Origin of the sequence: Mycobacterium sp. ELW1 (assembly GCF_008329905.1) — a bacterium.
Classification (GTDB): domain Bacteria; phylum Actinomycetota; class Actinomycetes; order Mycobacteriales; family Mycobacteriaceae; genus Mycobacterium.
In genome coordinates, this window is record NZ_CP032155.1 from 1,863,487 (window position 1) to 1,878,290 (window position 14,804).

The following is a 14,804-nucleotide window of genomic DNA, read 5'->3' on the forward strand; positions in this document are numbered from 1 at the left end:
CCTTCGTCGTTCCCGTCATTCCCGGCGCAGCAGAACTGCTCTCTCCTCCTGCGGGATCAACGGCATGTTCAGGATGTGCGCGACGGCCCGGGCCGGTTCCAGGCGCACATAGTTCGACTGCCCCCATTGGTATTCCTCCCCGGTGATCTCGTCGCGCACCCAGAAACGGTCATAGGGCTGCATACCCAAAGCGGCCATGTCTAGCCACAGGGTGCCCTCCTCGGGGCCGAATGGGTTCAACGTCACCACCACCAGCACGGTGTCACCGGATACCGGGTCGAACTTGCTGTAGGCCAGGAGGGCGTCGTTGTCGATGTGGTGGAACCTGATGGTGCGCATCTCGCAGAGCGCGGGATGAAGGTGGCGAATCTCGTTGAGCCGCCGCAGGAATGGCTCCAGGGACTGGCCCTGCGCCAGCGCGCCTTCGAAGTCACGCGGCCGCAGCTCGTATTTCTCGGAGTCCAGGTACTCCTCGCTGCCCTCCCGCACCGGTAGATGCTCGAAGAGCTCGAAGCCCGAGTACACGCCCCACGAGCTGCCCATCGTCGAGGCGAGCACGGCGCGGATCGCGAACATGCCCGGCCCGCCGTGTTGCAGGCTCTCGTGCAGGATGTCGGGCGTGTTGACGAACAGGTTCGGCCGGGTGTAGTCGGCGTGCTCCGCGATCTGGCGGCCGAACTCCTCGATCTCCCACTTCGCGGTACGCCAGGTGAAGTATGAATACGATTGTGTGAAGCCAAGTTTCGCGAGACCGTTCAGTCGCGCGGGGCGGGTGAACGCCTCGGCCAGGAACAGCACGTCGGGATCGATGGCCTTGACCTGGCTGATCAGCCACGCCCAGAAGTTCGGCGGCTTGGTGTGCGGGTTGTCGACCCGAAAGATCTTGATGCCGTGGTCCATCCAGTGCCGCACCACCCGCAGCACCTCGTCGTAGAGGCCGCCGGGATCGTTGTCGAAGTTCAGCGGGTAGATGTCCTGGTACTTCTTCGGTGGGTTCTCCGCATAGGCGATGGTGCCGTCCGGCAGCTCGGTGAACCATTGCCGGTGATTCTTGGCCCACGGGTGATCCGGCGCGCACTGCAGCGCCAGGTCCAGTGCGACCTCCAGCCCGTTGTCGCGCGCCGCATCGACGAACCGGTCGAAGTCGTCGATCGTCCCGAGATCGGGGTGGACGGCGTCGTGCCCGCCCTCGTCGCTACCGATCGCCCAGGGTGACCCCACATCGCCCGGTTCGGCCGTCACGGTGTTGTTGCGGCCCTTACGGTGCACCTTGCCGATCGGGTGGATGGGCGGCAGGTAGACGACGTTGAACCCCATCGACGCGACCCGCGGGAGCGCTGCGGCCGCGGTCGCGAACGTGCCATGCACGGGACGACCGGACTCGTCGCGGCCACCGGTGGACCGCGGGAACAGCTCGTACCAGGCGCTGCACCGCGCCAACGGCCGATCGACCCAGATGCCGTAGGTGCTGCCCCGGGTGACGAGCTCGCGCAGCGGATACTGGGCCAGCAGTTCGGTGACCTCGTGCGAGAGAGCCAGCGCCGCGCGGGTCAGCGGGTCCCCGGACTCGCGCAGTGCGGCCGCGGCTTGCAGCAGCGGCGCGCGGCGGTCGCGTGGCACGCCGGTCGCGGCGCGGGCCAGCAGATTGCCGCCGACGATCAGGTCGTTGTTCAGCTCTGATTCGCCCTGTCCGGCGTTGAGTTTGACGGTGACGTTGTGCCGCCACGTGGTGAGCGGATCACCCCAGCCGTCGATCCGGAACGTCCACAGGCCTACTCGGTCGGGCACGAACTGGCCGTGGAAGAGGTCGGGGGTGCGGCCCATCTCCATCGGGTACAGCCGGGGCTTGACCCGGCTGACCGCGGGGGAGGCCTCGGTCAGGTCGGCACCCTCGAGCGCTTTGACGCGCCGGGCCGGATTCTGCCCGAGCTGAGGGTGGGCAGTTCCGAGATAGCGCACCACCAACGTCGCCGCCACCGCGTCATGGCCCTCGCGCCACACCGTCCCGGCGACCGGCACGACTTCGCCGACGACCGCCTTGGCCGGATAGGTACCGCAGGACACGACGGGCGCGACGTCATCGATCTCGATACGACCGGGCACCCAAACACTCCATTCCTGACCTGTGCGACGTGGTCCGCTCCGCGCCGGCTTGAGTCGGTCTCTCGTTGTCGTGGCGCAGCAACCGTGGTCGCTGCACCGGTCGTGAGTCTTCTTGACCCTCGGGGTAACCGCATCGCGCCCTCTTCACACCGTAGTGCGAAGAATGACCGCCTGGGGAAGAAGCGCATGCTCGCGCCAACTGCACCAGGGTTCTCAGTAAGGTGGGAACGCGTGAAGGCCCTCCGCAGATTCACGGTCCGTGCCCATTTGCCCGAGCGGCTCGCAGCCCTCGGCCGGTTGTCCACCAACCTGCGTTGGTCGTGGGACAAGCCGACACAAGATCTCTTCGCTTCGATCGATCCGCGGCTGTGGCTGCAGACCGGTCAGGATCCGGTGGCGCTGCTCGGCGCGGTCGCCCCGGCGCGGCTCGACGAGTTGGCCGAGGACGAGCAGTTCCTCAACGCGCTCGATCAGCTGGCCGCGGATCTGGACGACTACCTGAGCCGGCCGATGTGGTTTCAAGAGCAGGAGAGGGACCAGGAGCACGGTTCCTCGGTCATGCCGACGGGCATCGCGTACTTCTCGATGGAGTTCGGCGTCGCCGAAGTGTTGCCGAACTATTCGGGCGGCCTGGGCATTCTGGCCGGCGACCATCTGAAGTCGGCATCGGATCTGGGTCTGCCGCTGATCGCCGTCGGCTTGTACTACCGGTCCGGATATTTCCGGCAGTCGCTCACCGCCGACGGCTGGCAGCACGAGAACTATCCCTCGCTGGATCCGCAGGGGCTGCCGCTTCGGCTGCTCACCGACGCCGCCGGCGCGCCGGTGCTCGTCGAGTTGGCGATGCCGGACGCCAAGGTGCTGCGGGCCAGGGTGTGGGTGGCCCAGGTCGGCCGGATCCCGCTGCTGCTCTTGGATTCTGACATCCCCGAGAACGAGCACGAGCTGCGTAACGTCACCGACCGCCTCTACGGCGGCGACCAGGATCACCGCATCAAGCAGGAGTTGCTCGCCGGTATCGGCGGGATACGGGCCATCCGTGCGTTCACCGCCATCGAGGGCCGGCCTGCCCCGGACGTCTATCACATGAACGAAGGCCACGCGGGCTTCCTCGGGGTCGAGCGAATCCGCGAATACATCTCCGAGCAGAAGCTCGATTTCGACACCGCGCTGACGCTCGTGCGGGCCAGCACGGTGTTCACCACCCACACTCCGGTGCCGGCGGGAATCGACCGCTTCCCGGTGGACATGGTGCAGAGCTACTTCGGCGACGACGGGAAAGATGGCCTGCTGCCGGAGGTTCCGGTCGCGCGGGTGCTGGCGTTCGGCGCCGAGGATGACCCGTCGAAGTTCAACATGGCGCACATGGGCCTACGGCTGGCGCAACGCGCGAACGGGGTGTCCCTGCTGCACGGACGCGTCAGCCGCACGATGTTCGACGAGCTGTGGCCCGGCTTCGACCCGGCCGAGGTGCCGATCGGCTCGATCACCAACGGTGTGCACGGCCCCACCTGGGCGGCCCCGCAATGGTTGGAGCTCGGCCGGGAACTCGCCGGTTCCACCGAGGCGCTGCGCGAGCCCAACGTCTGGGCGCGGCTGCAACAGGTCGACACCGGTCACATCTGGTGGATCCGCTCTCAGCTGCGCGCGCTGCTGGTCGAGGACGTGCGCCAGCGGTTGCGCCGGTCGTGGCTGGAGCGCGGCGCGTCCGAGGCCGAACTCGGCTGGATCGCAACGGCTTTCGATCCTGAGGTGTTGACGATCGGCTTCGCGCGCCGGGTACCGACCTACAAGCGGCTGACGCTGATGCTGCGTGATCCGCAGCGCCTCGAGGCGCTGCTGCTCGACAAGGACAAGCCGCTGCAGTTGATCGTGGCAGGCAAGTCGCACCCCGCCGACGATGCGGGCAAGGCGCTGATCCAGCAGATCGTGAAGTTCGCCGACCGGCCGGAAGTGCGCCACCGCATCGCCTTCCTGCCCGACTACGACATGTCGATGGCCCGCCAGTTGTACTGGGGCTGCGATGTGTGGCTCAACAACCCGCTGCGTCCGCTGGAAGCCTGCGGCACGTCGGGCATGAAGAGCGCGCTGAACGGCGGACTCAACCTGTCCATCCGCGACGGCTGGTGGGACGAGTGGTATGACGGCGAGAACGGTTGGGAGATACCGACAGCCGACGGTCTGGCCGACGAGAGCCGCCGCGACGACATCGAGGCGGCCGCGCTCTACAACCTGCTCGAGCAGTCGGTGACGCAGACGTTCTACGACCGGGACGACAAGGGTGTGCCGACCCGCTGGGTGGAGATGGTCCGGCACACCTTGCAGGGCCTCGGGCCCAAGGTGCTGGCGTCCCGAATGGTGCGCGACTACACCGAGAAGTACTACGCGCCCGCCGCCCAGTCGTTCCGTCGCACCAGTGCGTCGGTCGACGGCCTGCCGTTCGGGGCGGCACGGGACCTGTCGGCGTACCGGCAGCGTGTCCGGGAGGCCTGGCCGCACATCGAGGTCACCGATGTCGACAGCACCGGGCTGCCCGACACCCCGCTGCTGGGGTCGGAGCTGACGCTGACCGCCACCGTCGCGCTGGCCGGGCTCAAACCGGACGAAGTCGACGTTCAGGCGGTGCTCGGCCGGGTCGACGCCGCCGACGCGCTGCAGGACCCCGTCACCGTGGACATGGTGCACGCGGGTTCCGGTGACGGCGGTACCGACATCTTCTCGACGACGACCCCGCTGCCGGTGGCCGGTTCGGTTGGCTACACCGTGCGCGTGCTGCCGCACCACCCGCTGCTGGCCGGTGACAACGAGCTCGGCCTCGTCACGCTGGCGTAACGCCGGGAGTTGCCGAAGCGGTTAGCAGGGCAGGGAAGCCACCTGTAGGTTCCCAACAGGACGTCGAGGGGTCCCGCATCGGGGCGGACCATCGGCAGCCGGGAAGGTGTTCGGGGCAGTGTTTGTTCGTCGCGCGGCGCTGATGGCGCTGGTGGGCACCTTGTTGGCCGTGCCGGTGCCGGCATCGGCCGATCCTGATCCCGGCGGCCCCGACCTGAGTCAACCCGTCGCCGCCGTCGCCGACCCGGCCGCCCCGCCGGTCGATGACGGCAGGGTGGCCTCGACGCCGCCGGCGGTCACGAAATCGCCGGACGGCTGGACGCTGACGATCTCGGCGAAGGACGAGGTGCAGATGCCGATCGCACCGCTGACCACCGCCATCTCCTCGCGGGAGTACTCCGTCAGCGGTGTCTTCAACGGCGCGCTCGACGGACCCGGCGAGAACCCGAGGGGCGTCTTCGAGGTGGGCTATCAGATCGGCTGCGGCATCGACATGAGCACCTCCAACGGCGTCGCCCTGGGCGGCACGATCGGGGTGAACTCGTCGCTCGGCATCATCGGGCTGGACTTCCCCAACAACGCGGCCGAGGGTCTGCTGCCGGGTGTCGGCGGCAACATCGGCGGTGCCATCACCGTCGGTCTCAAGCCCGGCATCATCAACATCGTTCCGGTGACCAAGAAGCAGTACAAGGGCGACCGGCCGTGGGTGTCCATCAGTAACTTCCACGTGAAAATCGATGGCTGCGTGGGGGAGTCGTTCATCCGCTCGTACGCGACGCTGAGCAAGTCCACCGACGAAGGTGACGCGATCATCTCCTGGTACGGGGTGACCAAGAAGATCTAGCTCACATCGCGGCGGCCGCGTCGGGATTCAGGATGAACAGCCCGGCAATCGTCTCGTCGTCGCGGAAGGTGATGCGAGCGACGAAATCTCCCGCCTCGAAGGACAGCCGGGTGTTGGTGGTCGTGACCTCGCCGATCCGCACGGCTGTGATGTCTCCGTGGTTCTGATAGCCGCCAGCCCTTGTGGCGATCTCAGCCCAGCCGAAGGCGAGCGCCTCGTCGGTGAGTTGCTCGCGCATTGTGGTGTCGAAGCGGGCACTGACATCGGACCACCGGCCGTGCGCAAGATCGTCGATCACGGTCCTGGCCAACTCGTCGGCGTCGGCGAGCGGACTCGGGTTTCCGTAGCGCTGCACTGCGGTCTGATGGGACACACCGAGCACCTCGCCGATTTCCTGCCACGTTTTGCCTGCCTCGTGCGCTTGGTGCACGGCCTCAGCTGTTACCGCCTCGGCCCGTTGTTGAGCGTCGTACGCCGCGCGCACCGATTCCAGGGCATCCACATCATCGAGTGTGCGCTCAGATCGCGAACGGCGTCCACATCCCGATCTCCATGCACACTCGCCGAGGAAGTCCTACGGAAAGCGTTTGATGCACCGGTCCTGATCGCCGAGCACCCCGATGCGGAAGGCGTCGATGCGGTTGAAGCCGGCGGGCACGGATTCACCGTTGACGTCGCCGGCGACCAGTCCGTTGGTCAGCAGACCTGACACCGCCTCGTCGATGTCGCCGGCCGTCAGCGCCACGGTGTTGCCGTCGGGGGTGGTGACCTCCTTGGACAGCTTGGTGGTGGCGACGCCCGTCAGGCATGCGGTTCGCAGACCGGCTTCGGCGTTGTCGAGCACCAGGCCGCCGCGCTCGTGCTGCAGCGCCAGCATGTAGCGCGACACCAGCACGGAGTAGGCGGTGTTGTCACCGGTGACCAGGACGTTGTCCTGGCCTTCGTTGGATGCGCCCATCTTCTCCAATCCCGGCAGGTCGATGGCGATCGTGTTGCTGGACGGGCAGTAGGACACCGGCGGGCTGGGCCGGGCGTCAGGGCATTTCGACGCCGACGCGGCGTCCAGGCTCAGGGTGGGCGGGTTCTTCGGCGTGAACAGGATGTTCATCGCTTCGATGATCGAGCGGACCGACTCCTCGGTGACCGGCCACTCACCGGTCTGGTCGCGCTGCAGTTCGATCGGCAAGTCTCCGCGGCGCTGGCCGATCTCCTGGGCGTCGATGGCCGCGCACGAGGACGGGCCGTCGGTGAACCCGGTCTGGAACGCCGAGATCCGCTCGAACGCCGACCCGTGCTCGTCGCCGCCGTCGGTGTAATCGTCCTGGCTCAGCAGCGGGTCGCGGAACGAGATCATCGCGGCCAGAAGGTTGTTCAGCCCGTCGCCGGTGCTCAGCGTGAACCGTTTCGAGTTGCCTTCGGCCACCCACCGGATGTAGACGCCGGCGAGGCAGTCGGCCTGCTGCTCGGCGACCAGTGTGGGGGTGCCCTTCTTGTTGAGCTTGGCCATCTTCTGAATGGCGTGCCCGTATTCGTGAGCCAACACCATCGTGATTGCCATGTCGCCGTTGGCTTGTCGCAGCGCGGGCAGCAGTACACCGCGATCCCAGCCGATGGTGTTGTCGTCCTCGCAGAATCCGGCGTTGATCAGGTCTGCGGTGGTGTCACCGCAGAATTCACCGTCGTAATCGTTGGAGTCCCAGGAGATCAGGTCCTTGACGGGTCGAAACTCCCCGTCGAACGAGCCCTTGTAGTTGTCCTTCCAGAACGACTCCAGATCGCTGATCGACTGGGCGCCGATCTCGTCGTCCTTGCCGCCGTCGCTGTGCAAGACCTTTCGCGTCGGCTTCTCCGCATCCGAACGCAAGCCGCTGGCACCGTCCACTGCCTGCAGGCCACCGACTTTGAACGGATCGTCGAAGACCGACACGGCCTTGCCGGAGATGGTGGTGCCGCAGCCGGCGAGCACCACAGCGGCGCTCGCGACGGCGAGCAGACGTGCGAGGTGTCGTCGGCGCATGGGGCCACCCTCTCCGGAGGATCGAAATTTGCTCACCATTGTGCCGTCCGCCTGCCGCTACCGATGCCAACTCACGGCGAGCCCCCGTCGCGTAGCCGCTGAAGTGCTTGTTTGACGCGCTCGGGGTCGGTGGTCGGCCAGAACGGCGGCAGCGACGCGCGCAGGTAGCCGCCGTACCGGGCGGTGGCCATCCGGGAGTCCAGGACCGCGACGACACCCCGGTCGTCGGCGCGACGCAGCAACCGGCCCGCTCCTTGAGCCAGGAGAAGGGCGGCGTGGGCGGCGGCGACCGTCATGAACCCGTTGCCGCCCCGCGCGGCGACCGCTCGCTGCCGCGCGGTCAGCAGCGGATCGTCGGGGCGGGGGAACGGGATGCGGTCGATGAGCACCAGTGACAGCGACGGCCCCGGTACGTCGACGCCCTGCCACAGCGACAACGTGCCGAACAGTGATGTCTCGGGGTCGGCGGCGAACTTCTCGACCAGGGCCGCGGTGTTGTCGTCGCCCTGGCAGAGGATCGGGGTGTCGATCCGGGCCCGCAGCGCCTCGGTCGCCGCCTTGGCGGCGCGCATCGACGAGAACAGCCCCAGGGTGCGTCCGCCGGCCGCCTCGATGAGCCCGGCGATCTCGTCGACCTGTTCGGGGGAGCCTGCGGAATCCCGGCCCGGCGGCGGCAGGTGTGCGGCGACGTAGAGGATCCCGGACTTGGCGTGCTCGAAGGGGGAGCCGACGTCCAGTCCGGTCCACTTCGGTCCGTCGCCGAGACCCCAGGCGCCCGCCATCGCGTCGAACGAACCGCCGACGGTCAGCGTCGCTGACGTCAAAATCGTTGTCGCACTGTCGAACAGGCGGGTGCGCAGCAAACCGGCCACTGAGAGCGGGGCGACGCGCAACACCGGCCGCAGGTTGCCGCGGTTGTCTTCGTGGTCCAGCCACACCACCTCCGTGCGGTTCGGGATGGCCGGGACGAACGAGTCCAACACTCGCGATGCGGCATCGCCGATCTCGGTCAGCGACGCGATCGCCTCGTTGCGGGCCGCGGCGGCCTTGGGGTCTTTCGGCGCCGGATCGATGTCGCCCCGGGCGGCGGTGGCCGCATCCCGCAGCGCGGTCAGGTAGGTGGCCAGCTCGTCATCGAGGTGGTCGAGCCGGCCCGGTTGCGCATCGTGAATCGCCGAGGAGAACGTCGCCACCGCCGCCTCCATCCGCTGGACCAGTGCCGGGCTGACCAGGCGGGCAATCCGCCGGACGGCAACCCCCAGCGGGGCGGGAGTCAGCTCACCGGTGGCCACCGAGGTCACCCGGTCCACCAGTTCATGGGCCTCGTCGACCACCAGATACTCGTGTTCGGGCAGCACCGCGGCGTCGGCGATCGCGTCGATCGCCAGCAGCGCGTGGTTGGTGACGATGATCTCGGCGCGGCCGGCTTCACCGCGCGCCCGTTCGGAGAAGCAGTCGGTGCCGTACGGGCAGCGCGCCATGCCGAGGCATTCCCGGGCCGAGACGCTGACCTGCGACCAGGACCGGTCGGGCACACCCGGTGTCAGCTCGTCGCGATCGCCGGTCTCGGTGGACGACGCCCATGCCGTCAGCCGGGCGACGTCACGGCCCAGCGCGCTCGCGGCGACGGGCTCGAACAGTTCCTCCTGCGAGGCGGCGCCGGACTCGTCTGCGCTTCCGTTGTGAATCTTGTTCAGGCACAGATAATTTCGCCGACCCTTCAGCAACGCGAACTTGGGCCGCCGAGGCAGTGCGGGTGCCAGCGCGTCGACCAGCCTGGGTAGATCGCGGTCGACGAGCTGGCGTTGCAGCGCAATGGTCGCCGTGGAGACCACGACCGGCGAGCCCTCCGACACCGCGCGCGCGATCGACGGGATCAGATATGCCAGCGACTTGCCGGTTCCGGTACCGGCCTGCACCGCCAGATGCTCGCCCTCGGCGAAGGCCTTCGCCACCGCCTCGGCCATCCGCACCTGGCCGGGGCGCTCGGCGCCGCCCAGCGCGGACACCGCCAATGCCAGCAACTCGGTGGCCGGCGGCACGTCGTCTGAGCTCACCGTGATCGCACCGGCACCTGTCGGGTCGGGATCGCCGGCTCGCCTTGCGAGAGCGCCAATCCCTCCCAGGGCAGGCTGCGCAGCCCGCGCACCACCAGCTCGCGTGCGGCGGCCAGATCGGCCGGGGCCAGCGGCTGCCCGGCGCGCGCCAGCGGCACGGTCAGCACCCGCGACGGCTCGGTCACCTCGGGCGCGGCGGCCACCGGGTGGATGACCTCCTCGGTGATCGTGCCGGTCGGCCGGGACAACCGCAGGGCCGCCTTGCGTCCGCCGTGAGACTCCTTGTGGCTGCTGCGTTTTTGCACGGGGATGCCGTCGACCTCGACGAGTTTGTAGACCATGCTGGCCGTCGGGGCGCCCGAGCCGGTGGCCACCGAGGTCCCGACACCGTAGGTGTTGACCGGGTCGGCCCGCAGCGCGGCGATCGAGAATTCGTCGAGGTCTCCCGACACCACGATCTCGGTACCGGTGGCACCCAGCTCGTCGAGCTGGCCGCGCACCCGGCGGGCCAGCACCCCGAGGTCACCGGAGTCGATGCGCACCGCGCCGAGGCCGGTTCCGGCGACCTCGATCGCGTTGGCCACCCCCGCCGTCACGTCGTAGGTGTCGACCAGCAGCGTCGTCCCGACACCCAGTGCGTCGACCTGCGCACGGAACGCGGCCTTCTCGTCCGGACCGTCGGAAGTTGTATGCAGCATCGTGAACGCGTGCGCGCTGGTGCCCATCGCCGGGATGCCGTAGCGGCGGTTCGCCTCGAGGTTGGAGGTGCCGGCAAAGCCGGCGATGTAGGCGGCGCGGGCCGCCGCCACCGCCGCCTGCTCGTGGGTGCGGCGCGAACCCATCTCGATCAGTGGGCGACCGGCCGCCGCGCTGACCATCCGCGCGGCCGCCGAGGCGATTGCGGTGTCGTGGTTGAAGATCGACAGCGCCAGCGTCTCCAGCAACACGCACTCGGCGAAGGTGCCGGTGACCGACAGGACCGGCGAGCCGGGGAAGTACAGCTCGCCCTCGGCGTAACCGTCGACATCGCCGGTGAACCGGAAGTCCCGCAGATAGTCCAACGTCGCGTCGTCGAGGAAGGATCGCAGGGGAGCCAGGGCGTCGTCGTCGAAGATGAACTCGCCCAACGCTTCCAGAAACCGCCCAGTGCCCGCCACCACGCCGTACCGGCGGCCGTCCGGCAGGCGGCGGGCAAACACCTCGAAGGTGGTCCGGCGCTCGGCGGTGCCGTCGCGCAGCGCGGCGGCGAGCATCGTCAACTCGTACTTGTCCGTCAGCAGGGCGGCGGTCACAGCGCAACCGTATCGGCCGCCCGGCGGGCTGGATAGCGGAAAAGGCGGCTCGCTATCCTTGGTCGCATGGGTTCGCAAGCAGCTCCGACTCGGCCGGACGCCAGCGGAGCGCAACGCACTGAATCCGTCGCTGCCGTCGATACCCCCTGGGTGACGATCGTGTGGGATGACCCGGTGAATCTGATGAACTATGTGACCTACGTGTTCCAGAAGCTGTTCGGCTACAGCGAACCGCACGCCACCAAGCTCATGCTGCAGGTTCACAACGAAGGCAAGGCGGTGGTCTCCGCCGGGAGCCGCGAATCCATGGAGGTCGACGTGTCCAAACTGCATGCCGCCGGGTTGTGGGCGACCATGCAGCAGGACCGCTGACCGCGTGCGCAAATGGAAGCGGGTCGACACCGCTGAGGGTCCTCGGTTCCGCTCGGCGCTGGCCCCGCACGAGGCGGCGCTGCTGAAGAACATGGTCGCCTCGGTGCAGGGCATGCTCGACGAGCGGGAGGCCGCGACCCCGTCGGATCCGTTGGAACAGATCACCGGAATCCGGGCCGGCAACCCGCAGGCGCCTGACGACACGACGATGCGGCGCCTGCTGCCCGACTTCTTCAAGCCCCAGCGTGATCATCCGGCCGGGTCCGCAGCCGCCGAAAGTCTCAACGGTGCGCTGCGCAGCCTGCATGAGCCGGACATCATTGATGCCAAAAGATCTGCGGCGCAACGGCTTTTGGACACCCTCCCGGATGGGGTGGGGCCGGTTCGAGATCACCGAAGACGACGCCAACGCCTGGGTCTCCGCGGTCAACGACGTCCGGCTGGCGCTGGGCGCGATGCTCGAGATCGGTCCGGAGGGCCCCGACCGTCTGCCGACCGACCATCCGCTGGCGGGTCACCTCGACGTCTATCAGTGGCTGACCGTGCTGCAGGAGTATCTGGTGCTCGGCCTGATGGGCAAGCCCATCAGATGACGAAGGGTAAGCCCATCCGATGAACACCGGGTCGATCACCGACGTCGAGGGCATTCTGGTCGGTCACCACCACCGCCTGGACGACGATGCGAGCCTCGGCTCCGGCTGGGCCTGCGGCACCACCGTGATCGTTGCGCCACCCGGCACGGTCGGCGCTGTCGACGTTCGCGGCGGCGCGCCCGGCAGCCGCGAGACCGACCTGCTCGACCCGGCCAACAGCGTCCGCCATGTCGATGCCGTCGTGCTGACCGGCGGCAGTGCGTACGGACTGGCCGCCGCCGATGGCGTGATGACCTGGCTGGAGGAGCAAGGGCGCGGAGTCGCGATGGACGGCGGCGTCGTCCCGATCGTTCCGGCCGCGGTGATCTTCGATCTCCCGGTCGGCGGCTGGGCGTGCAGGCCCACCGCCGAGTTCGGCTATGCGGCGGCGAGCTCGGCCGGTGCGGAGGTTTCGGTGGGCACTGTGGGTGCCGGTGTCGGTGCCCGTGCCGCGGTGCTCAAGGGTGGCGTCGGCACTGCGTCGATCACCCTCGAATCCGGGGTGACCGTCGGGGCGATCGTCGTCGTCAACAGTGCGGGCAATGTCGTCGACCCGGCCACCGGGCTGCCGTGGATGAGCCACCTCGTCGCGGAGTTCGGGCTGGCCGCGCCGCCCGCCGAGCAGATCGCCGCGCTCACCGCGCTCGACAAGGAGTCCAGCCCGCTCAACACCACCATCGCCGTCGTCGCCACCGACGCGGCGCTGTCGCCGGCCGGCTGCCGCCGCTTCGCGGTCGCCGCCCAGGACGGCCTGGCGCACACCATCCGCCCGGCGCACACCCCTCTGGACGGTGACACCGTCTTCGCGCTGGCCACCGGCGCGGTCGAGCTGCAGCCCGATCCCGATACGCCGGCGTCGATGGTGCCGGAGACCAAGGCGCTCGCGGCGATCGGCGCGGCCGGGGCCGATTGTCTGGCACGGGCCGTGCTGGTCGCGGTGCTGGCAGCACAGTCGGCGGCCGGCGTGCCGACCTACCGCGACGTGGTGCCGGGAGCATTCGGCGTCGGTGCCTGACCCGAGCTCGACCCCCGCCGCAGTGCTCCACCGGTAACCTGGACGATGCCGAGGAGGTGCTGGCAAGCCAGCTCTGGGCGTAGAAGAGGTATTAGGCACAGATGAACCAGCCGTTGGGTTACCCGGCGACTCCGCCGCAGCCCAGGAAGCCCGCGGCGTGGAAGGTCGGCGGCGCCACCATCCTGTCGTTCGTCGCGCTGCTCTACGTGATCGAGATCGTCGATCAGCTCTCGGGGCATTCGCTGGACCGCAACGGCATCCGGCCACTGGAATCCGACGGCCTGTGGGGCATCGTCTTCTCGCCACTGCTGCACGCCAACTGGCAGCACCTGGCCGCCAACACGGTGCCCGCCCTGGTGCTCGGCTTCCTGGTGACACTGACCGGCATGGCCCGATTCGTCTGGGCCACCGCGATCATCTGGATCGTCGGCGGATTCGGCACCTGGCTGATCGGAAACGTCGGCTGCGGGCTGGAGACCAACCACATCGGCGCCTCCGGGCTGATCTTCGGCTGGCTGACCTTCCTGCTGGTCTTCGGCTTCTTCACCCGGCACGTCTGGTGGATCGTCACCGGGATCGTGGTGCTGTTCGTCTACGGCGGCGTGCTGTGGGGGGCGCTGCCCGAATTGACCACCTGCGGCGGGGTCTCCTGGCAGGGCCACCTGTGCGGGGCGATCGCCGGGGTGCTGGCCGCATACTGGCTCTCCGGTCCGGAACGCAAAGCGCGGGAACGCAAGAAGGCCGGCCAATTTCCCGGCCTGACGTCATGAGCGACCGCTTCGCGCCGGTCGGCATCTTCGATTCGGGCGTGGGCGGGCTGACCGTCGCCCGCTCGATCATCGATCAGCTGCCCGACGAGGACATCATCTATGTCGGCGACACCGGCAACGGTCCCTACGGCCCGCTGACCATTCCGGAGGTTCGGGCGCACGCACTGGCGATCGGCGACGACCTCGTCGAGCGCGGCGTCAAAGCCCTCGTCATCGCCTGCAACACCGCGTCGTCGGCCTGCCTCCGCGATGCGCGGGAACGCTACGACGTGCCCGTCGTCGAGGTGATTCTGCCCGCGGTGCGGCGCGCGGTGGCCACCACTCGCACGGGACGTATCGGGGTCATCGGCACCCAGGCGACGATCGCGTCGGGGGCCTACCAGGACGCGTTCGCGGCGGCGCGCGACGTCGATGTCGCGGCGGTGGCGTGCCCGCGGTTCGTCGACTTCGTCGAGCGCGGCGTCACCAGCGGCCGCCAGGTTCTCAACCTGGCCGAGGGTTATCTGGAGCCGCTCCAGCGCGCGCAGGTCGACACCTTGGTGCTGGGCTGCACGCACTACCCGTTGCTGTCCGGGCTGATCCAGCTGGCGATGGGGGATTCGGTCACGCTGGTCTCCAGTGCCGAGGAGACGGCCAAAGACTTGCTGAAAGTTCTGACCGAGCGCGATCTGCTGCGCCCGCACGAGGCGCCGGCGGCGACCCGGCTTTTCGAGGCGACGGGTGACCCCGAGGCGTTCACGGCTCTGGCGGCGCGCTTTCTGGGGCCGGCGATCACCGGCGTCCATCCCGTTCACCGTCACGTCTCGGCGACAACGTGATTCTCTCTGACAAACCCGTCATGTTTTCCTCTTGTGGCAACCGGGCATGGCA

At 68.4% G+C, this 14,804-nt stretch carries 11 protein-coding genes and 1 pseudogene; 7 read left to right on the forward strand and 5 right to left on the reverse strand.

The window, feature by feature from the left end; genetic code table 11:
* Positions 1 to 15: 15 nt before the first annotated feature.
* Entirely contained in the window at positions 16 to 2,103 is a 2,088-nt protein-coding gene (locus D3H54_RS08580; protein WP_149378680.1) for an alpha-1,4-glucan--maltose-1-phosphate maltosyltransferase, read from the reverse strand.
* 231 nt (positions 2,104 to 2,334) lie between these two features.
* Between D3H54_RS08580 and glgP the strand changes: the two genes are divergently transcribed.
* Together glgP and D3H54_RS08590 are read left to right on the forward strand one after the other, a co-directional pair.
* Positions 2,335 to 4,935: an alpha-glucan family phosphorylase gene (glgP, locus tag D3H54_RS08585; RefSeq protein ID WP_149378681.1), complete on the forward strand. Its 2,601-nt coding sequence runs from the start codon at positions 2,335 to 2,337 to the stop codon at positions 4,933 to 4,935.
* 118 nt (positions 4,936 to 5,053) lie between these two features.
* Positions 5,054 to 5,779, forward strand: coding sequence for an MspA family porin (locus D3H54_RS08590; RefSeq protein WP_286199178.1), 726 nt, complete (start codon positions 5,054 to 5,056; stop codon positions 5,777 to 5,779).
* A 1-nt stretch (position 5,780) separates the two neighbouring features.
* On the opposite strand, the gene D3H54_RS08595 is transcribed toward D3H54_RS08590, so the two are convergent.
* From D3H54_RS08595 to D3H54_RS08610, 4 genes are all read right to left on the reverse strand, one after another.
* Positions 5,781 to 6,281, reverse strand: coding sequence for a DUF3887 domain-containing protein (locus D3H54_RS08595; protein ID WP_149378682.1), 501 nt, complete (start codon positions 6,279 to 6,281; stop codon positions 5,781 to 5,783).
* Positions 6,282 to 6,353: 72 nt separating this feature from the next.
* Positions 6,354 to 7,796 carry a neutral zinc metallopeptidase gene (locus D3H54_RS08600; RefSeq protein WP_149378683.1) on the reverse strand — a complete coding sequence of 481 codons (1,443 nt, stop codon included), beginning with the start codon at positions 7,794 to 7,796 and terminating at the stop codon, positions 6,354 to 6,356.
* A 71-nt stretch (positions 7,797 to 7,867) separates the two neighbouring features.
* Positions 7,868 to 9,853, reverse strand: coding sequence for an ATP-dependent DNA helicase (locus D3H54_RS08605; RefSeq protein ID WP_149378684.1), 1,986 nt, complete (start codon positions 9,851 to 9,853; stop codon positions 7,868 to 7,870).
* Complete coding sequence (locus D3H54_RS08610) at positions 9,850 to 11,145, reverse strand: nicotinate phosphoribosyltransferase (RefSeq protein WP_149378685.1); 1,296 nt, start codon at positions 11,143 to 11,145, stop codon at positions 9,850 to 9,852. Before D3H54_RS08610 ends, D3H54_RS08605 begins: the two co-directional genes overlap by 4 nt.
* 66 nt (positions 11,146 to 11,211) lie before the next feature.
* Here D3H54_RS08610 and clpS point away from each other — a divergent pair, with 66 nt between their 5' ends.
* The 5 genes and pseudogenes from clpS (at position 11,212) to murI (ending at position 14,752) form a co-directional block, all read left to right on the forward strand.
* Positions 11,212 to 11,517: an ATP-dependent Clp protease adapter ClpS gene (clpS, locus tag D3H54_RS08615; RefSeq protein WP_083121990.1), complete on the forward strand. Its 306-nt coding sequence runs from the start codon at positions 11,212 to 11,214 to the stop codon at positions 11,515 to 11,517.
* A gap of 4 nt (positions 11,518 to 11,521) precedes the next feature.
* Positions 11,522 to 12,110, forward strand: a pseudogene (aosR, locus tag D3H54_RS08620) (oxidative stress transcriptional regulator AosR).
* Positions 12,111 to 12,129: 19 nt separating this feature from the next.
* Complete coding sequence (locus D3H54_RS08625) at positions 12,130 to 13,164, forward strand: P1 family peptidase (protein ID WP_149378686.1); 1,035 nt, start codon at positions 12,130 to 12,132, stop codon at positions 13,162 to 13,164.
* Positions 13,165 to 13,265: 101 nt separating this feature from the next.
* A complete protein-coding gene (locus tag D3H54_RS08630; protein ID WP_149378687.1) occupies positions 13,266 to 13,934 on the forward strand; it encodes a rhomboid family intramembrane serine protease in 669 nt (222 codons plus the stop codon).
* Entirely contained in the window at positions 13,931 to 14,752 is an 822-nt protein-coding gene (gene murI / locus D3H54_RS08635; protein ID WP_149378688.1) for a glutamate racemase, read from the forward strand. The genes D3H54_RS08630 and murI overlap by 4 nt, the downstream gene beginning before the upstream one ends.
* Positions 14,753 to 14,804: the final 52 nt, after the last annotated feature.